The sequence below is a fragment of the Vreelandella indica genome (assembly GCF_037070225.1).
GTDB lineage: Bacteria > Pseudomonadota > Gammaproteobacteria > Pseudomonadales > Halomonadaceae > Vreelandella > Vreelandella arctica.
On the sequence record NZ_JBANSO010000022.1, the window covers coordinates 33045 to 52502 of the forward strand.

Sequence of the window (19458 nt, forward strand, 5' to 3'; positions counted from 1 at the left end):
ATTAGCTACTGCAACACACCTGCTAGTAGTGTAGTGGCGTTTTCGATCAGCTCGTCCAGATGCTGCTCGCCTTTGAAGCTTTCGGCATATACCTTGTAAAGTGATTCCGTGCCGCTGGGGCGAGCGGCAAACCAACCATTTTCGGTGGTGACTTTAATACCGCCAATAGCAGCGCCGTTGCCGGGTGCGTTGACTAGCACTGCAGTAATCGGATCGCCAGCAAGCTGCTTCTCCGTTACGCTCTCAGCAGTCAGGTTTTTAAATGCAGCCTTCTCTTCCGGCGAACAGGGAGTATCCACGCGTTTATAGCAAGGCTCACCAAAACGCTCGGTGAGCGTGCGGTAATACTCGCTGGGCGTTTTGCCAGTGACCGACATGATTTCCGCTGCCAGCAAACAGAGTGCAATGCCGTCTTTATCGGTAGTCCACGCTTTGCCTTCACGGGTCAGCAAGCTGGCACCTGCGCTCTCTTCGCCGCCAAAGGCCAGCCAGCCTTCGTGCAAACCATCTACAAACCACTTAAAGCCTACCGGCACTTCATAAAGCTCGCGCTGGTGGGAAGCCACTACACGATCGATCATCGAAGACGACACCAGCGTCTTGCCAATCTTCAAGCTAGCGGCCCACTCTGGGCGATGAGTGATCAGGTAATCGATACACACGGCTAAAAAGTGATTAGGGTTCATCAAGCCATTAGCGTCAACAATTCCATGTCGGTCAGCATCCGGGTCGTTACCAAACGCTATATCGAAGCGGCCTTTAATCTTGAGCAAATTGGCCATTGCTGCAGAGCTTGAGCAATCCATACGAATTTTGCCGTCGTGATCCGGCGGCATAAACGCAAAATCAGCATCAATCGTAGTATTCGCTACTTCAAGATTGAGATGGTAGTGCGCCGCTATCGCCTGCCAGACTGGCAATGCTGTGCCCCCCATCGGGTCGACACCAAGCGCTAGGTTTGCCTTCTGAATTGCGGCTATATCCACCACCGCGCCTAATTGAGCCACATAATGAGCGGTGAAATCGTACTCCTGGGCATGGGCGATCGCCTCATCAACCGGCACGGTGGGCACATCTTCTAGCTGACGCAGAAGGTAAGCATTCGCACGCAGCTCAATCCAGCCGGTGGCGTCAGTATCCGCTGGGCCGCCGTGGTGTGGGTTGTACTTAATGCCACCATCTTCCGGCGGGTTATGCGAAGGCGTGATGATTAGGCCATCCGCGAGCGCCGGCACCGTCTGATCCTGTGGGTGATTATGATGCAAAATCGCCTGACTGATCAGCGGTGTTGCGGTGTAGCCCTGATCTTTCTCAACAAACACCGACACCCTGTTGGCGGCCAGCACCTGCAGCGCGCACTCCCAGGCGGGGCGAGAAAGCGCGTGGGTATCGAAACCCAGGAACAGCGGTCCCTGATAGCCCGCATCAATACGATAATCGACCACTGCCTGGGTGATTGCATAAATATGTGCGGCATTAAATGTACGCTCGTTGGAGCGGCCACGGTGGCCGGAGGTACCAAACGTTATGCACTCCTTAGGAACGCTAGCACTCGGCTGTTGTTCGTAGAATTCTTTTAAAATAGTTTCCATTCTTCTGATCTCCTTTTACGTAAACGAACTATCCCATCATATTTACTAGACGCTTGCACGCGCGTATGGATATCTATTATCCCTGTTATACAAGTATTACTGGTATTTAAAACAAGATCATTGACATCACAAAAAGCCAAGCACAGAAAAATGGTTGGCTTTTTTGTAAATTTTAAGTAACTGAAAAGTTATATACTTATGGAAACAGTACCGCACCCCAGGCAATTAATAGGCGAGCTGCGCTCTAATTTACACATAAAAAAACCGACCTCTAAAGAGGCCGGTTCTATTGGTTCTGCTAGGCAGTTTACCCTTTAAGTATGGTATTTAAACCAAGCTTAGAAGTGGTAACGTGCGCCAGTCAGCCAGTAAACGTCTTCTTTCAGTGAATCGAAGTTATCGCCAACGCTGGATTCGTCACTGCTAACACTAGAATCACCATCAGCGACTTCAACGAAGACGTCGAAATTGCTGGATACATTGTAGTAAGTACCTGCTGCCCACGCATGTCGAGTATCGTCACTTTCAAGGTCTACATTATAGTAGTCAAGAGCGAATGCCCAAGGACCCGTCGTAAAAGTGCCGCCTACACCAATTTTATCGTAGCCATTTTCACCAGTAGCGCTAGGTGTATAATCAGAGTTGTTGTCACGAGTTTCGTAACCTAAACGAGCAGTGAACTGATCGGTGAAGTCGTAAGAACCGATCAAGCCGTAGAGCATTTCACCGTTGCCGCCATCACCATCTTCAACATCGTCAACAAAACCTAGGCCGATGGTCACAGGTCCTTGGGCGTAACGAACGGCACCCTGGGCTGCCACTTCAGAATCTTCATCTTCAAGGCTTCCCTCCACTGCGCCGCGCGAACTGTAGTGCTTAGCTTGCAGGGCAGCAGTAAAACCGTTCATGTCGGGTGTGTAGTAACCGATAGAGTCGCCGCGCGATTGTTTCGGGTGACCAGCAAACTCTAGAAGACCACGATCGATTTCCCAGTCAAATGGCAGAGAAACAAACTGGTTGTAGAAGCTGTCAAAGTTACCAGCCTGGAAAGTACCGAACTGATCGCTTTGTAAACCCAGGTATGCTTGGCGCGTTTCAGAGAAGGCATCAAAGTTGTTACCGTTGCGGTTACCAGATTCGTCCGCACGGAAACGCCACTCAAGACGACCAAAAGCAGTCAGGTCACGTGAAACGTCATGGCTCATGCGTAGGCCAAGGCGTGAGAAGACGTCTACAAATTCAGCGTCATTATTAATACGCTGACCGGAACCATTAAACTCTTCGCCGCCACCAGCAATACCCATGGCGATACGGCCATAGACATCCAGCCTAGTACCGTCTTGGTCATAAACGGTTGCAGCTTGTGCTGCAGCAGAGGCACCCAGGGCGCCAACGATAGCAGTCGCTAAAAGTGTTTTTTTTCATGATGTAAGTTCCTTAACTCGTATACTGTTTCGATCGTTGCTGCTCGGCTCTTGATGAGACGGCAGATGGCTTGCGGGCCATGCTCTTTTCCCATCCTCCGGTTTTTCCCGGTGGTATGCGGCATGTCCTCAACAAAGCCTTGTTATAGTCCAATGCTCGCAGGACAAACTCTATACCGGGATTCCAGGGAACGCAATAGAAAAAAACAGTGTTTCTTTACTATTTGCACTTTTTTGTGGAACCCCTGCTTCCAGGCTTGGTCTCAGCGGCCTTTAAATTTTTGCTGCAAGCCTAACAATTTGTCTTCCATGCTAAGCGACTTACGGGGCTCACTTTTTTCTAACTTGCCCTCCACTACAGGCTGTTTTGGCGCCTCTTGCTGGGGCTTTTTAGCTACAGGAGATGCTTTCGAGTGAGGTTGCTTTGGCGCCCCGTTCTCGCGTTTTTCACCGCGTTTTTCTGATGCATGCTGCGCTGCTTCTTTATCAACCTTACCGGCAGGCAGACCATCTAAATCCACCCGTTCAGCGCCTACGCGCACGGCTTTTATATAACGCGGAAGATTTACATAGTTGGCAAGCGCTCGACGAATCAGCTTATTAGGCCACTCTTCGCGTTCTGCCAAGTCTTGGTGAATGCCTACTTTGAGCGGCTTGGTATGGCCTTTGAAGAACGCTTTTGGATAACGCTCGTACCATTGGTTAAGCAATGCATGCGGCGATGGCGTTTGAGCTGACTCAATCGGTTGCGTTGATTGACCTATTTCGGCTGGAGCTTCTTTGTCAGAGGCTTTTTCTTGCTCAGAGGCTTTTTCTTGCTCAGAGGCTTTTTCTTGCTCAGAGGCTTCTTCGCTTTCGCCGTGTATCTCAGCTGTGGTCGTAGTTTCTTGGCTTGGCACACTTTGCTCTTGGGCACTTTCTAGCGCCAACTGCTGCTTTAGCCGCTGGTTTTCTTCGCGCAGGGCTTGCAGCTCAGCTTGTGTGCGTTCAAGACGCGTTTCTAAGTCATCTAAAATATTCATTAAGCTGGCGGCCATACCCTTCTCCTTTGACCTTTTCAGTCGGCGATGCGCTCGTAGACCACAAAATCGTAGCTTGGCTGCCCTTCTGCTGGCTGCCCCGCTACGCGCTGTACTTCTTGCCATTCGCTGGGTTCGAACTCAGGAAACGTGGCGTCGCCTTCTACGTCGATATCCACTTCCGTGATGTAGAGCCGCTGAGCAAAGGGTAGCGCTTGGCGATAAATCTCTCCGCCTCCCATCACCATGATCTCTTCTGCCGCTTCTATAGTAGCGTGCTGGTCGGCCAGTTCCAGCGCTGCGGGCAAGTCGTGGCAAACACGTATGCCTTCGTGAGAAAACTCGGCGTTGCGCGTAACCACTACATTAAGCCGGTTCGGCAGCGGCTTGCCAATGGAAGCGTAAGTTTTACGCCCCATCACCAGCGGTTTTGCCTGGGTAATACGCTTAAAGAACTTCAAATCTTCGGGCAAGTACCAGGGCAGTTTGCCGTTGACGCCGATCACGCGGTTTTTTGCCATGGCGACAATCATTGCCACGGGGACTAAGGAGTCAAAACTCTCGTTGTGCCTAACCATATCGCTTTGCTGGCTCATACCGCTACCTCGGCTTTGATGTGGGGGTGCGGTTCGTAAGCCTCAATCTCAACATCTTCAAAGCGGAACGCAAACAGGTCGTCTATTGCTGGGTTAAGCACTAGTTTTGGCGCGGCCTTTGGGGTGCGCGCGAGCTGTTCTTTGGCCTGTTCCAGGTGATTACTGTACAAGTGCGCATCGCCAAGGGTGTGGATAAATTCACCCGGCTGAAGACCGGTCACCTGTGCCACCATGGTCAGTAGCAAGGCGTAGCTAGCGATGTTAAACGGTACACCGAGGAAAATATCGGCACTGCGCTGATAGAGCTGGCACGAGAGTTTTCCATTGGCAACGTAAAACTGGAACAAGCAATGACACGGCGGTAGCTGCATTTCATCGACCTGGGCTGGGTTCCAGGCGGAAACAATCAGCCGGCGCGACTGTGGCGAGGTACGAATTTGCTCCAACACCTTAGCAATTTGGTCAACGCTGCCACCTTTAGGGTCAGGCCAGCTACGCCACTGGTAGCCGTAAACGGGACCTAGATCGCCGTTTTCATCTGCCCATTCGTCCCATATCCGCACGCCGTTCTCTTTCAAGTAGGCGATGTTAGTGTCGCCCTTCAGGAACCATAGAAGTTCGTGAATAATAGAGCGCAGGTGCAGTTTTTTGGTGGTAATGAGCGGAAAACCACGCGATAAATCGAAACGCATTTGATGACCAAACACGGAACGCGTACCCACGCCTGTGCGGTCGTGGCGGTCAACGCCATGCTCCAAAACGGTTTGCATCAAGTCTAAATAGGGTTGCTCAAGCGCGGGCGTTGGTACAGTCACAGAATTTCCAAATTAACAGGCGGTTTAGCCGTTTATTCTAGGTGGTGGGGTCATAAGGGGCAATGCGAAGATTACCCCTGTTTTTAACCAGTTAGCTAAGCGCTCTTTTTTCTACACTTTTTGGATTTTCACATCCACTGGCTGGGAGCGTGACCAGGCGATAATGAATAGGCCCAGGGCAATCATGGGGAGGCTGAGCAGCATACCCATGGTGAACCAGCCAAACGCAAGATAGCCAATATGGGCGTCGGGCATGCGGACAAACTCGACCATAAAGCGGAAAACGCCGTAGCAGACTAAAAACAGCCCCGATAAGAAGCCACGTGATGTGGGCTTGGCGGAGACCCACCAGAGAATAGCGAACAGCACGACGCCTTCCAGCAAAGCTTCATAGAGTGCGGATGGGTGGCGCGGTTCAGGCTCCATACCGGGAAACGGCATGCCCCAGGGTAGCGAGGTCACGCGCCCCGGTAGCTCGTGGTTGATAAAGTTGCCGATGCGCCCCGCCCCCAAACCGATGGGTACCAAGGGGGCAATAAAGTCAGTCAGGGTTAAGAAGGCTAGCTGTTTGCGCCGAGCGAATATCCAGGCCGCCAGCAGTACGCCGAGTAGGCCTCCGTGAAAGCTCATGCCGCCATCCCATACACGGAAGATCCACAGCGGGTCGGCTGTCCACTGCCCTAGCCCGTAGAACAGCGCGTAACCTAAGCGCCCACCTGCCACCACCCCGATCGCACAGTAGAAAAGCAAATCGCCGATATCATCATTATTGAGGCCGAGGCGCGATGCCCGACGACAACCGAGCCACCACGCTGCGACAAAACCTACTACGTACATCAAGCCATACCAATGGACTTGCAGCGGCCCTAGGGAGATAGCCACTGGGTCAATCGTCGGGTAATTAATCATTTACACTCTCTAATCTGACCAAAGGGAAGTTTCATATACGAATCAGTGAAGGCACCCACGCCACAAGCAAAACCGCCGTACTAGGAGAGGAGAAAACGCACTCCTACCACCGTCAGCAGTAGCGCAAAGGAGAGCCGTAGTACATGAGCGGGCAAAACGTGGGCAAGTTTAACGCCTAAGCGGGCAAATGGAACGCTGGTGACAACGATACTGAAAAACGCTGACCACATGACAAAGCCCGTTGCCCAGGGTGGCAGAAGCGGATTGCCCCAACCGACGGCGATAAACACCAGCGCGCCTACGAGCGCGATGGGCAGCCCGACCGCCGCTGCCGTGCCCACTGCTTGGGTCATACTGGCTCCGCAGCGGGAGAGTAACGGTACCGTCATGGCGCCGCCACCAATTCCAAAAAGCGCGGAGATGCCGCCAATCACGCCCCCGGCCACTGCCATTACCCATTTTCCTGGCGCGACGCTGCCTGGTTTGGGCGTTAAACCGAACACCATCTTTGCGGCAATGAGTAGAACAAAGATGCCAAACATAGTTCCCAGCGAGGAGCCCGACAAATTGTCCGCCACAAACACCCCAGCGATGGCACCCATCACCAAGCCTGGCAGCAGTGCCTTAAACCACGCACGATGAATGCTGCCTTTTCTAAAATGGCCCAGGGCCGAAGAGGATCCGGTGACGAGGATAGTGGCCAGGGAGGTGCCAATGGCGAGGTGCATGATAATGTCTGGGGAGACGTTTTGCAGTCCAAAAGCAAATACCAGTACGGGAACGATAATAAGCCCGCCCCCAACGCCGAATACCCCTGCCATCGTGCCTGCGACTGCGCCTAAGGTTAAATAAATCGCTAACGCAATGATGATGGTCATGCAGGCGGAGCCGTTTTCAACGTCCCTGGGAACCAATGGGTAATCATATTGAGGAGCGTTTCCGGCTGATACGGTTTGGCAAGCAGGTCATCCATCCCCGCCGTTAAGCAGGCATCGCGCCCGGCATTGTCAGCGTTTGCTGTCAGCGCGACCAGCACGCTTTGACCACTGCCACGGCTGCGCTCATACGCACGCCAGCGCCGGGTGGTTTCAAGCCCATCCAGGGTGGGCATAAAGATGTCCATAAAAACCAGGTCAAAGAAGGCGCTCTGCTGGCGCTCAAGCGCCTGCTCACCACTACTCACGCCCTCTACTTGAAGGCCTTGGGTTTCGAGCATTTGCCGCGCTAGCATTAAATTCACCGGCCCGTCGTCAACGACCAAAACGCGCAACTTGCGTGGAGTGCTGGCTCGCCTATCTCTGCTTGCAATCATACTATCCGCTACGCTATCCACCTTCCCCTCAACGCTGTCTACACTGCTATTTTCAGCGCCATTTCCAGCTCCTTCGGCAACACTATCGGCAGCGCTTTGCTGAACTAGATTCGCTAGCAACGCGCGAATATCTGACAGCCGCTCACGTACATCGGCAATGTTATGCCGACAGCTATCTGATACCTCTTTATCAGCTAGGCTACCCAGATGATCAAACAGGCTATTGGTTTCATGCTGGAGCAGCGTTAAGTAGCTAGATTTGAGACGTGACTCTTCTCTGGCTCTTTCACGTCCGGCTATTAAATGTTTAAGCTGCCGCTGCTGATGTTGAAGGTCGTCTAGCAGCGTTTGTTCATGCTCCTGTCGATCATTCTTGATCGCGGCGCTGCCGACTTGCGAGCAGTTCATGCAGCGCTCAAGACCAGCGAGCACTTCGTTAACGCTGGCTAGCCGTTGTAGCGGGAGATGTGATTCATCGGCGGCACTCGGCGGGTCGCATTTATGCTTGGGCAGTGAGCGCGCGGCAGTGGTACACAGCGCCTGACTGTGCCGTTCAAGCTCAGTGAGCTCATGCATAAATCGGTTATCTTTACGCCGGGCGCGCGCCTTGACCAGCATAAGAAAGGCGCCGACATTCAAACTGCTGCCGATCAGCAGCGCCGCCATTAACCATAGCGTGGTGCTCCAAGAGGCATAGCTAGGCGACATCCCCCACATCATGGCGCCGACCACTAGGCACAGCACGGTCAATGCTGCTTGTACAAGCAGCAGAGGCCACAGGAGAGGCCAAACGATGGCGTTCCAAAAGTGCTCCCTTTGATAGCGTTGCATGATCTCGCCTTCCTCTTGGCCAAATGGTCGCTGATAACATGACCGCAGTGAATCCCCAGAAGTAGCTGCCCAGATGCCTGCCATCCCACCTTTTAGGATGATGCTTTATGCTACAAACATGATACTTATATAAGTGTACGTCTAGACTTCGTTACTGTCATGCTGCTCTTGCGTTGAACGTATTTCACCCTTTTCGCCTATGAGTTTGTTATGTGCTTGATATCGTTTGCTTGGCAACCCGGCACGCCGACACCTTTGCGGCTGATGGGCAACCGCGATGAGTTCCATGTACGCCCTACCGCGCCACTTGCGCAGTGGAAAGATAACCCTGCCATTATCGGTGGTCGTGATTTGGAGGCTGGTGGCTCGTGGCTGGCTGCCAAGCGTGGCGGTGTCGTAGCAGCCTTGACCAATGTACGCGATTTACAACTGAGCGTGCCCCCCGGCGCGCCTAGCCGTGGCGAACTGGTCGCGAACGCCCTGCAGTGTGACGATATTAACGCGTGGCTCACCAAGCTTGGTCAAGGCGGGGCATTACGCTATGCAGGCTTTAACTTGTTAGTTGCCACGCCACAGCGGATGTGGCATTTGCACCGTGGTCGTGACCGCCTAGCCTTAAGCGAGGTGGCCCCCGGCGTGCATGGCCTCTCCAATGCCGACCTTAACTCCCCCTGGCCAAAGCTTTTACATGTGCGTAGTGCACTCGAACATACGCTTTTCCAAGAAGGCCCAGTTCAAGCCTGGCCTCACATCGTGCAGCGCGCGATGCAAAATCCTCAGGAGGCTGCGGTGGAGGAGTTACCGGATACCGGTGTGGGGCTTGAATTGGAGCGTCAGCTATCGGCGGCGTTTATTGTTGGCGAGCGATATGGCACCCGTGCCACTTCGTGGCTGACGTTAGACGCCCAAGGGAATATCGACATTAGCGAGCAGCGCTTCGGGCCGCTGGGGCGCTTTGAGGGTGAAACCACCCTGGCGCTTCCCAGCGACTCATTGGTATCTGCGTCCTAGTCGCGTGGAGGCATCAAATGCGCCAACTGCCACTCATCTAAACGCTGATCTAAATGCGCATGTACTTGGGCAGGTGTATCCAGCCCCATCACTTCTTTGAGCAGCTGCTGGGCATCGGTAAATGGTACTCGGCGGATTGCCGCGCGTACTTTGGGTAGGCTGGGCGCGTTCATGGATAGGCTGGTAAAGCCCATTGCCATCAGCAGCAGCGCCCCAGCCGGGTCACCGGCTAATTCACCGCATAAAGAAATGGGTTTATTAAGCCGCGTAGCGTCGTTGGCAAGTTCCAGAAGCGCACCGAGCAGCGCTGGGTGCAGGGCATCGTACAGACTCGATACCCGTGGGTTATTGCGGTCTACCGCCAGCAAGTACTGGGTAAGATCGTTGCTGCCTACGGAGAAAAAGTCGACTCGCTTCGCCAGCGCGTCCATTTGGTAGATAGTGGCGGGTACTTCAATCATGACGCCGACCTTGGGTCTTACGACGGTAATACCCTCTTCGCCCAGCTCTAGAATGGCACGATCCAGCAGCCTCAGCGCTTCATCTACCTCTTCGACATTGGTGATCATCGGGAAGAGGACGTACAGGTTATCCAGATCAATGGAGGCTTTAAGCATCGCGCGAAGCTGCACCATCAGCACTTCGGGATGATCCAGCGTTACGCGCATGCCGCGCCAGCCAAGGAAAGGATTGGCCTCTTCAATCGGGAAATAAGGCAGATCTTTGTCGCCACCAATATCCAGAGTACGCATCACCACTGGCAGCGGCGCAAAGCCTTCAAGCTGGTCGCGATAGAGTTTGGTTTGCTCTTTTTCGCCGGGAAACCGCTCGGTAATCATAAACGGCACTTCGGTACGGTAGAGCCCCACTCCCCCGATACGACTTTTAAGCAGCGCGGTGGCATCGACCGCTAACCCGGTATTCACCATTAGCGGCATGGCGTGGCCGTCGGGGGTAGCGCTGGGTAGATCTTGCTCGTGTTCTAACAGCTCGCTAAGCGCAATCTCTTCAGCAATCAGACTTTCATAGCGTGCTTTCAGTTCAGGCGCTGGGCGTACGAACAGACGGCCACGGTGACCATCCAGCACCACTGGTGCACCACCTAGGCGCGGCAGCGGTAAATCCACCATGCCCAGCACCGTAGGAATGCCCATGGCGCGGGCGACAATTGCCACGTGGGATGTGCTGGAGCCGCGCACCGAGACCAGACCTTTGAGCTTGTCGCGGGGGACTTCTCCCAGCATGGCCACGCTGATCTCATCGCCGACCAAAATCGCGTTATCGGGGTAGGTTTCCGGCGTGGACGGCGTATCTTCCTGCAGGTGCGCTAGCACCCGGCGGCCCAGGTCGCGAATATCGGCGGCGCGCTCACGCAGGTAGTTATCGTCGACGCGCTCTAAGTACTGCACGTGGCGGCGCACTACATCTGCGAGCGCCCCAGGTGCCCACTGCCCTTCGCGAATGCGCTTTTCCACTTCATCGGCCAGCGCCGCTTCGCCAAGCATTTGTTGGTAGACATCAAACAGCGCCAGCTCCTGTGCAGAGATACGGCTTGCCAAGCGCTCGGCCGCCGCACGAATTTCGCTGCGCGTTTTACCGATCGCCTCCTTTAAGCGCGCTACCTCATAGTCCTGATCGCTTGGAATGAGATCAGGCACGCTATTGAGATCGGATGGAGGGGTAATCACCACCGCCTCCCCCATGGCCATCCCTGGCGAGGCAGCCACACCTTTAAACATTGCCTGCCCACCGGCAAGCGCCGGGCGTAACAGATTCCCTGTGGCTAAAGCGTGGGCTAATACCCCCGCCAACTGCGCAGCCATGGTGACCAGGAAGGCTTCATCTTCATCGTCGTAGCGGCGTTTTTCGGCTTGCTGAACAACCAGCACGCCGAGCATCAGCCGCTGGTGAATGATAGGTACGCCCAAAAAGCTGGAGTAGCGCTCTTCTCCAGTGGCTTCAAAATAGCGGAACTGCGGGTGGGTCTGGGCGTCCTCGAGGTTAAGCGGCTCGCTGCGTTTGGCTACCAAACCCACCAGGCCTTCGCCTATCGGCAGGACTACGCGCCCTACTGCTTGGGTACGCAGACCAATGGTTTCCATCAATACCAGCGACTCAAGCTCCTTATCGTAGAGGTAGAAGGAGCACACGTCGGTCTGCATCGCTTTACGAATTCGGCGTACCATCGTGGACAGCGCGGCGTCGAGGTTGCGCGCGCCATTCACTTCCTGAATCACCCGGCGCAGCACCTCAAGCATGGACGTTTTACTTTTCACTATTATTTGCCTCGCTGAGGAATTTCCTGGCAGACTGCCGCTGCCCTACCTTGGGCAGCGGCCCGTCGCCCTAATCTTCATCCTGTGCCAGGCGCTGAACGCGGGGAGACAACTCTCGCAGCGCGCGCCGATATACCTCTCGCTTAAAAGGCACCACCTGCCCTAGCGGGTACCAGTAGCTCACCCACCGCCACCCATCGAACTCGGGTGTGGGGGTTGCCGTCATACAGATCTGGCTTTCCTGGCAACGGATTTTAAGTAAAAACCACTTCTGCTTCTGGCCTATACAGACCGGACGCGAATGTGTGCGAATCATACGTCGTGGCAGACGGTAGCGTAGCCAGCCCCGGGTGCAGGCAACAATATCAACATCGTCGGCGGTTAGGCCGATCTCTTCGAAAAGCTCACGAAAAAGCGCTTCTTGTGGCGTCTCGCTTGCATTGATGCCCCCCTGGGGAAATTGCCACGCATTTTGTCCTACCCGACGCGCCCAAAGCAGCTGCCCCTGGCTATTGGCAATGATGATGCCAACATTGGGGCGAAAGCCGTCAGCGTCGATCACGGACATCACCTTATAAATTTTCAGTTGTCCCCATTTTTCCACAAGGGTGACAAGCGTATCAATACAATATAACGCTAAGTGGTGAATGCTTACTTTGTATTAGCCTTATCGCTGGTGGGAATGACCGTGCGACTCTGCGATAATCCGCGTCCGCTATTTGCCTTAACAACGGCTTTTACACCAACACTAACCGCTTACTACCACTGACTAAAAAAGGGGAGCGCCGTGAGTCTGGCCATTTTCGATTTGGATAATACGCTGCTATCCATCGACAGCGATCATGCCTGGGGCGAGTTTTTACTCGAACAAGGGGCCGTCGACCCGGTCGCTTACCGGGAAGCCAATGAACGTTTCATGGCCGATTACAACGCGGGCACTCTGGATATGGCCGCCTTTTTGAAAATGGCGCTTAAGCCCTTGGCCGATAACTCCCCTGAGCAGCTTTCGGCGTGGCACCAGCAGTTTATGGCCAGCAAAATCGAGCCAAACATCCTGCCCAAAGCGGAAGAGCTGCTGGCCCGTCACCGCACTAAAGGCGACACGCTGCTGATTATTACCGCCACTAACCGCTTTATTACCGCGCCGATTGCTGAGCGCTTGGGTGTCGATCACTTGATTGCGGTGAATCCGGAAGTGGAACAGGGCCGTTACACCGGCCGTGTTTCCGGCACGCTGAGCTACCGCGAAGGCAAAGTCACCCGCCTAGAGCAGTGGCTGAAAGACCAAGACCTGAGCATGGAAGGCGCCTGGTTCTACAGCGACTCGCACAATGATTTACCGCTACTAGAAATAGTCGAGCATCCTGTCGCTGTTGACCCCGATGACACTCTGCGCAATGTCGCCGAAGAGCGCCAGTGGCGTATTATGACTTTGCGGGATTGAGGTGGTAAATATTTAACGGCTCAGAAGCGTATCAAGCGAGATCACGTTGCCAGCATGTTTTTCTGCTAACTTGACGTCGTCAGTAACCAACGTAGATGCTGCCACCATTGCGGAGGCAGAGATAATACTATCCGGCAGTTTCATTTGGGTAGTACGCCGTACCTTGATAGTCGCATTTCTAATCTGATTATCCAGCTCTACTCTTGTCAACTGACCCAGTATCGCCTTAATGGCCTGCTCTTCCTCTAGGGGTAACGAGGGAAAGGCTAGAAGCTCGAGTTCAGTAATGACAGAAAAGGCGTAATGGGCAGCTGGGAGACGCAACTGACGCTCAATGGCATTAATGAAGACGTTGGTATCGAGGAGATAGCTACCACTCATCCCGCAAATTCCTTTGGTATTCGACTCCGTCATGTGCGGTCAGCGATGGCGCTTTCACAGAAGTAAAATCTATGCCCGTCTGTTCAGCAGAGGTATTCGACTCCTCTGTAGTATTTTCATACAGCACAACAATTCGGGCATGCCTGTTCTTTAAATAACCATATTCATCGGGGATTTTCACTACCCCATTCTGAATATCTGTCTCAAATTCAATCGCCTGCATTGTAACCCCCTACACCCAAATGACTTGCACACCATTTGACACTCTTTCCACCAAAAATTCGAGTCACTAAAGAACAGAGTCGCAATCCCAGCTCCGCTTCGCGCTACGAAACCCACCTATTAAATATTCATCCACTCATAAAAAAAACCCCTGCAAGCCATGCTTACAAGGGTTTTTACGTTGACTGCCGCTCATCTAAAAGCGTCAGCAGGCGCGTTTAGCCGAGCAGGTGCTCGACGGCTGCACGCTCTTCGCGCAGTTCTTTCTCGGTGGCTTTCATCTTCTCTTGGCTGAATTCGTCAATTTCGAAGCCTTGAACGATTTCATACTTGCCACCCTGGCAACGCACTGGGTAGGAGTAGATGATGCCTTCTTCGATGCCGTAGCTGCCGTCAGACGGAATCGCCATGCTGACGATGCCTTTGGAACCCAGCGCCCAGTCGTGCATATGGTCGATGGCTGAAGAAGCAGCAGAAGCGGCTGAAGAGGCGCCACGTGCTTTGATGATTGCCGCGCCGCGCTGTTGCACAGTGGGGATGAAGTCGTTTTCGTACCAGTCGCGCTCAACCAGATCGAACGCTGCTTTGCCGTCGACTTTGCACTGGGCCAGATCCGGATACTGGGTAGCACTGTGGTTGCCCCAGATGATCATGTTTTCAACGTCAGTGACGTGCTTGCCGGTTTTCTGTGCCAGCTGGGTCAGGGCGCGGTTGTGGTCCAAACGCGTCATCGCGGTGAACTGGCCTGCGTCCAGGTCCGGCGCGTTGCAGGAAGCAATCAGCGCGTTGGTGTTAGCCGGGTTACCCACGACCAGCACTTTCACATCGCGACTAGCGTGGTCGTTCAGCGCTTTACCTTGTACGGAGAAGATCGCGGCGTTGGCTTCCAGCAGATCTTTACGCTCCATGCCTGGGCCACGCGGACGTGCACCTACCAGCAGGGCGAAGTCAGCGTCTTTGAACGCGACGTTCGGGTCATCGGTCGCAACGATGTCTTGAACCAGCGGGAAAGCACAGTCGTTAACTTCCATTACCACGCCGTTCAGGGCGTCCATTGCCTGGGGAATTTCGAGCAGCTGGAGAATGACTGGCTGATCCGGCCCCAACATGTCGCCTGCGGCGATGCGGAAAATAAGTGAGTAGCTGATCTGACCGGCGCCGCCGGTAATCGCAATACGTACTGGATCTTTCATCATTGCTCCTTGATAGATTCGCCTAGGGTTGGTTCTCGCCTGAGGGGTGGCTCAACAGAACTCAAGACGCAAAGATGGTATGCCCAGTTGGGCAAAAACTCAATCAGACAAGAGACGACTACCCATTTACCGTACCTACCATTCTCGTCGCGGCCTGCCACTCGCTGCAAAGGCCGAGTTGCGCTATGGTATCTTCGGCTTAATGCCCTCCTTTCTTGTAATGCTAAGGACATGGACGCCCCCATGCGACGAATTCCCTTCTCTTATGCCTTGGCTAGCCTACTGGTGCTGGCGCTGGTGATATGGCTCGCTTTTGGTAATTTCCAGCGTTTTCAGACCACTGCACCGGAAGCCTCTCCCCGTAACGAATCGGGGCCACGGGTCGAGGTGGTAGAGCAACAGAGCACGCCATTTATTCCCCAACAGATCATTCAAGGCCAGTTGACCGCCCAGCGCGAAACCACCCTGCGTGCCAACGTCGCAGGCTTTGTTGTTGAAAAGCCGGTGGCCCAAGGTAGCCGCGTTGAGGCGGGTGATACGCTGCTGATCCTGGATAACGACGCCCTGCCTGAACAACTGCAGCAGGCCCGTGACGAGCTAGCGGTCGCTGAAGCGGAGTATGCCGGGGCGCGCAACCTGCGCCAGCGGGAGCTGATTTCGCAGCCCGAGCTTTTGCGCCTGCAGAGTTCGCTCAGCGCCAGCGCCGCTTCGGTGGCCCAACTGCAGAAGCAATTGGATGACAGCCGCCCCACTGCGCCTTTCGATGGTGTGATCGATCGCGTGCAGGTAGAGGTAGGCGACCTGTTACAGCCTGGAGAAGAGTGGGCCCAGTTGGTGGACGACCGCCGCTTGAAGGGCGCCGCCTGGGTGTCTCAGCAGCAGGTAGGCGATTTGAGCGAGGGATTGCCTGTCACCGCACGATTACTCAATGGCGACCACCTTGAAGGCGAGCTGACCTTTATTAGCCACCGCGCCGAAGAGGCCACGCGCACTTTTTACATCGAAGCCACGCTGGATAACCCGGCGGGTAAACGTCTTGCCGGCGGTAGTGCAGAACTGACGATTACGCTGCCACCCCGCCAGGTGCACACTCTGTCGCCTGCCCTGCTCAGTTTGAACAGTGAGGGCCAACTGGCCGTCAAGCACCTGGATGAGAACGATCAGGTACAGCAGACCGCCGTCGAACTGGTAAGCGCCGATATACAGCGCGCCTATGTGACCGGCCTGCCCGACCCGCTACGCCTCATTACGCTAGGCGCTGGCATGGTGGATACCGGCGAAACGGTGACCCCAGTGCCTGCTGAAGACGCCATTATTTCGCAACCGCAAGCCGGGCAGGATAGCGTTCATGCGCCAGTTAATTAATGCGGCGCTAGCCCACTCCCGTACGACGTTACTGCTGCTGGTAAGCCTGCTGCTGGCGGGCATCGCTGCCTGGCAGATGATTCCCAAGGAAGCCAACCCCGACGTCACCATTCCAATGATTTACGTTTCGCTGTCGTTGGAGGGTGTGAGCCCCGAGGATGGCGAGCGGCTGCTGATACGCCCCATGGAGCAGGAACTGCGCGGGATTGAAGGCCTGCGTAAGTTCACCGCCCAATCCAGCGAAGGGCAAGGCTCGATCACCCTGGAGTTCGACCCCGGCTTTGACCCCGATACCGCGCTGACCGACGTGCGTGATCGCGTGGATATCGCCCGTAGCGAGCTGCCTGACGAGGCCGATGAGCCACGAGTCATGGAAGTCAACGTCTCGGAATTTCCGGTATTGACTATCGGCCTCTCCGGGCAACTGGATACCCGCGAACGCATGACGATTGCCCGGCGACTGCAGGAGGAGATCGAAGGCATCGCCGATGTGCTGGAAGTGGACATAGCCGGTGAGCGGGAAGACCTGCTGGAAATCGTCGTAGATCCGCTGGTGCTCGAGAGCTATGGGGTCGATTTCGACACGCTGTTCAACCAGGTGTCGCGCAATAACCGCTTGGTGGCAGCAGGCAGTTTGGACACTGGCGCGGGGCGCTTGGCCTTAAAAGTCCCCGGCATTATTGAGTCCCTTGACGATGTTATGAATATGCCGGTCAAGGTGGATGAGGATCGCGTCGTCACCTTTGGTGATGTGGCGTGGATCAACCCTACCTATAAAGAGCCGGAAGGCTTCGCCCGTATTGATGATCAGCCTGCGGTGGTGTTGGAAGTTTCCAAACGTGCCGGGGCTAATATCATCGCCACCATTGACGCAGTGCGTGAGCGCCTGGCGGAAGCCGATGATTTATTGCCTGAGCAGCTTCGCTTCACGACCATTCTCGATGAGTCGACCACCGTTGAAAACATGCTCTCTGAGCTACTCAACAACGTGCTTACCGCTGTGGTGCTGGTGCTAATTGTGGTGGTCGCGGTGATGGGCTGGCGTATGGCGCTGTTGGTAGGCTTGACCATTCCCGGCGCCTTCTTAACCGGCATTCTGCTGGTGTGGGCATTTGGATTTACGCTCAATATCGTGGTGCTGTTTGCGCTCATTCTGGTAGCCGGCATGTTGGTCGACGGCGCGATTGTGGTGAGTGAACTTGCCGACCGCTATCTCCACGATGGTCAAACGCCCCATCAAGCGTGGCTCAATGCTGCCTCGCGAATGAGTTGGCCGGTGATTGCCTCGACGGCCACTACGCTGGCGGTATTTATTCCCCTGCTGTTCTGGCCCGGCGTAGTGGGGCAGTTTATGAAGTACCTGCCCGCCACGGTGATTTTATGCTTGCTGGCATCGCTGGCCATGGCGCTGGTGTTCTTGCCTACCCTAGGGCGCTTGTTTACCCGCACCGACACGAAGCAATCAACGACTAACAATGATGAGGCTACAACGTCCTTTGGGCGTGGCTATCGCCACCTGCTGACCAGGCTGCTTAAGCACCCTGCCTGGGTGCTGCTGGTCACCGTGCTATTAATGGTGTTGCTGTATACCGGCTACGCGCGTTTCAACCACGGTGTCGACTTTTTCCCCAACGTAGAGCCGGATAGTGCCCAGGTATTGGTACGCGCCCGCGGCGACTTCTCCGCCGTGGAGACCGATGCCATTGTACAGCGGGTAGAAGCGAAGCTATCCGGCATGAGCGAAGTGAGAGCGCTTTATGCGCGCTCGTTTGCAGTGCCTAACGAGCAGATGGGTAGTGATGTGATTGGCATGCTGCAGTTCCAGTTTATCGACTGGCATGAGCGGCGCCCTGCCCAGGCTATTCTGGATGATATGGCCGAGCGCGCTCGGGATATTCCCGGCATTACCCTGGAGTTCCAGGAGCAGGAAATGGGCCCTGGCGGCGGAAAACCCATCGTACTGGAGGTGAGCGCTACGAATCCTGACGTCGCTGATGCAGGCGTTAACCAGTTAGCGCAGTTAATGCGCGAACTGGGTGGTTTTACCGACATTCAGGATAACCGCAGCCTGCCCGGCGTGGAGTGGCAGGTGAATATGGACCGCGAAGCCGCGGCGCGCATGGGCACCGATGTCACGACCATTGGTAGCGCGGTGCAATTGCTGACCACGGGCCTGCAGGTGGCGAGCTATCGTCCGCCCGAAGTCAGCGATGAAGTGGATATCCGCGTTCGCCTGCCGCAAAACTGGCGTTCGCTGGATCAGCTGGAACGCTTGACCATCAACACCCAGCGGGGACAGGTGCCTATCTCGCATTTTGTGACCCTTGAACCGGCACCCAAGGTGGGCACCCTTAACCGTATCGACGGCCGCCGGGCGATTACCATTGATGCGGATCTCGCTCCCGGTTTTCTTGCCGATGAGCGCCTGCGGCGCTGCTAGAGGCGGGTCGCGATAGCTTGCCTGATGGCTTAATGGTCAATGCCGCCGGTGAGCAGGAGGATCAGCAGGAGTCGATGCAGTTCCTGGCCAGCGCGTTCATGATTGCGATTGGCCTGATGGCGCTGATTCTGGTGACTCAGTTCAACAGCTTCTATCAGGCGGGATTGGTGCTTTCGGCGATTGTATTCTCCACCGCGGGCGTGCTCATGGGCCTGCTGATTACCGGCCAGGCGTTCGGCATTGTCATGGTGGGCATGGGCGTGATTGCCCTGGCGGGTATCGTGGTTAATAATAATATCGTGTTGATCGACACCTACAACGAGCTGCGCGGCCAAGGCATGACGCCCGGCGAGGCCGCCCTGGAAGCAGGCTGCTTACGCCTTCGCCCGGTGCTGTTAACGGCGATTACCACGGTTTTAGGTCTGATGCCGATGGTGCTGGGGATCAATGTCGATCTGTTTACCCCTGCCCTTGGCTTTAATGCGCCCTCCGCCCAGTGGTGGACGCAAATGTCGAGCGCCATCGCCGGTGGCCTCACCTTCGGCACCGCACTAACGCTGCTGCTTACCCCCTGCATGCTGGTGATTGGGGGTAAGTTGCGGCGTGAGAGAACCGCGAGCTAAAGCTG

At 55.0% G+C, this 19458-nt stretch carries 16 protein-coding genes and 1 pseudogene; 4 read left to right on the forward strand and 13 right to left on the reverse strand.

Annotated features, from left to right (window positions below):
• Positions 1 to 5: 5 nt before the first annotated feature.
• From pgm to V8L71_RS15090, 8 genes are all read right to left on the reverse strand, one after another.
• Positions 6 to 1592: a phosphoglucomutase (alpha-D-glucose-1,6-bisphosphate-dependent) gene (gene pgm, locus V8L71_RS15055; RefSeq protein ID WP_336274634.1), complete on the reverse strand. Its 1587-nt coding sequence runs from the start codon at positions 1590 to 1592 to the stop codon at positions 6 to 8.
• Positions 1593 to 1930: 338 nt separating this feature from the next.
• Positions 1931 to 2989: a porin gene (locus V8L71_RS15060; protein WP_336274658.1), complete on the reverse strand. Its 1059-nt coding sequence runs from the start codon at positions 2987 to 2989 to the stop codon at positions 1931 to 1933.
• A 290-nt stretch (positions 2990 to 3279) separates the two neighbouring features.
• Positions 3280 to 4053: a ProQ/FINO family protein gene (locus V8L71_RS15065; protein ID WP_336274635.1), complete on the reverse strand. Its 774-nt coding sequence runs from the start codon at positions 4051 to 4053 to the stop codon at positions 3280 to 3282.
• A 20-nt stretch (positions 4054 to 4073) separates the two neighbouring features.
• Positions 4074 to 4631: a dihydrofolate reductase gene (locus V8L71_RS15070; protein ID WP_336274636.1), complete on the reverse strand. Its 558-nt coding sequence runs from the start codon at positions 4629 to 4631 to the stop codon at positions 4074 to 4076.
• Positions 4628 to 5401 (reverse strand): thymidylate synthase, encoded by a 774-nt coding sequence (locus V8L71_RS15075; RefSeq protein WP_431313184.1) that lies wholly within the window; start codon positions 5399 to 5401, stop codon positions 4628 to 4630. Before V8L71_RS15075 ends, V8L71_RS15070 begins: the two co-directional genes overlap by 4 nt.
• Positions 5402 to 5557: 156 nt before the next feature.
• Positions 5558 to 6355: a prolipoprotein diacylglyceryl transferase gene (gene lgt / locus V8L71_RS15080; protein WP_336274638.1), complete on the reverse strand. Its 798-nt coding sequence runs from the start codon at positions 6353 to 6355 to the stop codon at positions 5558 to 5560.
• An 80-nt stretch (positions 6356 to 6435) separates the two neighbouring features.
• Complete coding sequence (locus tag V8L71_RS15085; protein WP_336274639.1) at positions 6436 to 7233, reverse strand: sulfite exporter TauE/SafE family protein; 798 nt, start codon at positions 7231 to 7233, stop codon at positions 6436 to 6438.
• Positions 7230 to 8498, reverse strand: a complete 1269-nt coding sequence (locus tag V8L71_RS15090; RefSeq protein ID WP_336274640.1) for a response regulator — start codon at positions 8496 to 8498, stop codon at positions 7230 to 7232. Before V8L71_RS15090 ends, V8L71_RS15085 begins: the two co-directional genes overlap by 4 nt.
• Positions 8499 to 8708: 210 nt before the next feature.
• Here V8L71_RS15090 and V8L71_RS15095 point away from each other — a divergent pair, with 210 nt between their 5' ends.
• Positions 8709 to 9509: an NRDE family protein gene (locus V8L71_RS15095; protein ID WP_336274641.1), complete on the forward strand. Its 801-nt coding sequence runs from the start codon at positions 8709 to 8711 to the stop codon at positions 9507 to 9509.
• Here the strand turns inward: V8L71_RS15095 and ptsP are convergent.
• Together ptsP and V8L71_RS15105 are read right to left on the reverse strand one after the other, a co-directional pair.
• A complete protein-coding gene (ptsP, locus tag V8L71_RS15100) occupies positions 9506 to 11767 on the reverse strand; it encodes a phosphoenolpyruvate--protein phosphotransferase (protein ID WP_336274659.1) in 2262 nt (753 codons plus the stop codon). The genes V8L71_RS15095 and ptsP overlap by 4 nt on opposite strands.
• Positions 11768 to 11855: 88 nt before the next feature.
• Positions 11856 to 12347 carry an RNA pyrophosphohydrolase gene (locus tag V8L71_RS15105; RefSeq protein ID WP_240716294.1) on the reverse strand — a complete coding sequence of 164 codons (492 nt, stop codon included), beginning with the start codon at positions 12345 to 12347 and terminating at the stop codon, positions 11856 to 11858.
• 225 nt (positions 12348 to 12572) lie between these two features.
• Here V8L71_RS15105 and V8L71_RS15110 point away from each other — a divergent pair, with 225 nt between their 5' ends.
• On the forward strand, positions 12573 to 13229 hold the full coding sequence (locus V8L71_RS15110; RefSeq protein WP_336274642.1) for a histidinol-phosphatase: 657 nt from the start codon (positions 12573 to 12575) through the stop codon (positions 13227 to 13229).
• Between the two features lie 12 nt (positions 13230 to 13241).
• Here the strand turns inward: V8L71_RS15110 and V8L71_RS15115 are convergent, their stop codons facing one another.
• The 3 genes from V8L71_RS15115 to V8L71_RS15125 all read right to left on the reverse strand — a co-directional run bounded on the left by V8L71_RS15115 (position 13242) and on the right by V8L71_RS15125 (position 15025).
• On the reverse strand, positions 13242 to 13610 hold the full coding sequence (locus tag V8L71_RS15115; RefSeq protein ID WP_336274643.1) for a type II toxin-antitoxin system VapC family toxin: 369 nt from the start codon (positions 13608 to 13610) through the stop codon (positions 13242 to 13244).
• Complete coding sequence (locus tag V8L71_RS15120; protein ID WP_336274644.1) at positions 13600 to 13833, reverse strand: hypothetical protein; 234 nt, start codon at positions 13831 to 13833, stop codon at positions 13600 to 13602. The genes V8L71_RS15115 and V8L71_RS15120 overlap by 11 nt, the downstream gene beginning before the upstream one ends.
• Before the next feature lie 217 nt (positions 13834 to 14050).
• Positions 14051 to 15025 (reverse strand): malate dehydrogenase, encoded by a 975-nt coding sequence (locus tag V8L71_RS15125; protein ID WP_008957639.1) that lies wholly within the window; start codon positions 15023 to 15025, stop codon positions 14051 to 14053.
• A 243-nt stretch (positions 15026 to 15268) separates the two neighbouring features.
• Here V8L71_RS15125 and V8L71_RS15130 point away from each other — a divergent pair, with 243 nt between their 5' ends.
• On the forward strand, positions 15269 to 16390 hold the full coding sequence (locus V8L71_RS15130; protein ID WP_336274645.1) for an efflux RND transporter periplasmic adaptor subunit: 1122 nt from the start codon (positions 15269 to 15271) through the stop codon (positions 16388 to 16390).
• Positions 16374 to 19453: pseudogene (locus V8L71_RS15135) on the forward strand (efflux RND transporter permease subunit). The gene V8L71_RS15130 and the pseudogene V8L71_RS15135 overlap by 17 nt, the downstream one beginning before the upstream one ends.
• Positions 19454 to 19458: the final 5 nt, after the last annotated feature.

Excerpts from the sequence above, each read along its gene's own strand:
- pgm (WP_336274634.1), bottom strand. The coding sequence starts at position 1,592 with ATGGAAACTATTTTAAAAGAATTCTACGAACAACAGCCGAGTGCTAGC.
- V8L71_RS15065 (WP_336274635.1), bottom strand. The coding sequence starts at position 4,053 with ATGGCCGCCAGCTTAATGAATATTTTAGATGACTTAGAAACGCGTCTT.
- V8L71_RS15070 (WP_336274636.1), bottom strand. The coding sequence starts at position 4,631 with ATGAGCCAGCAAAGCGATATGGTTAGGCACAACGAGAGTTTTGACTCC.
- V8L71_RS15075 (WP_431313184.1), bottom strand. The coding sequence starts at position 5,401 with ATGCAAACCGTTTTGGAGCATGGCGTTGACCGCCACGACCGCACAGGC.
- lgt (WP_336274638.1), bottom strand. The coding sequence starts at position 6,355 with ATGATTAATTACCCGACGATTGACCCAGTGGCTATCTCCCTAGGGCCG.
- V8L71_RS15085 (WP_336274639.1), bottom strand. The coding sequence starts at position 7,233 with ATGACCATCATCATTGCGTTAGCGATTTATTTAACCTTAGGCGCAGTC.
- V8L71_RS15090 (WP_336274640.1), bottom strand. The coding sequence starts at position 8,498 with ATGCAACGCTATCAAAGGGAGCACTTTTGGAACGCCATCGTTTGGCCT.
- V8L71_RS15095 (WP_336274641.1), top strand. The coding sequence starts at position 8,709 with ATGTGCTTGATATCGTTTGCTTGGCAACCCGGCACGCCGACACCTTTG.
- ptsP (WP_336274659.1), bottom strand. The coding sequence starts at position 11,767 with ATGCTTGAGGTGCTGCGCCGGGTGATTCAGGAAGTGAATGGCGCGCGC.
- V8L71_RS15115 (WP_336274643.1), bottom strand. The coding sequence starts at position 13,610 with ATGAGTGGTAGCTATCTCCTCGATACCAACGTCTTCATTAATGCCATT.
- V8L71_RS15120 (WP_336274644.1), bottom strand. The coding sequence starts at position 13,833 with ATGCAGGCGATTGAATTTGAGACAGATATTCAGAATGGGGTAGTGAAA.
- V8L71_RS15125 (WP_008957639.1), bottom strand. The coding sequence starts at position 15,025 with ATGAAAGATCCAGTACGTATTGCGATTACCGGCGGCGCCGGTCAGATC.
- V8L71_RS15130 (WP_336274645.1), top strand. The coding sequence starts at position 15,269 with ATGCGACGAATTCCCTTCTCTTATGCCTTGGCTAGCCTACTGGTGCTG.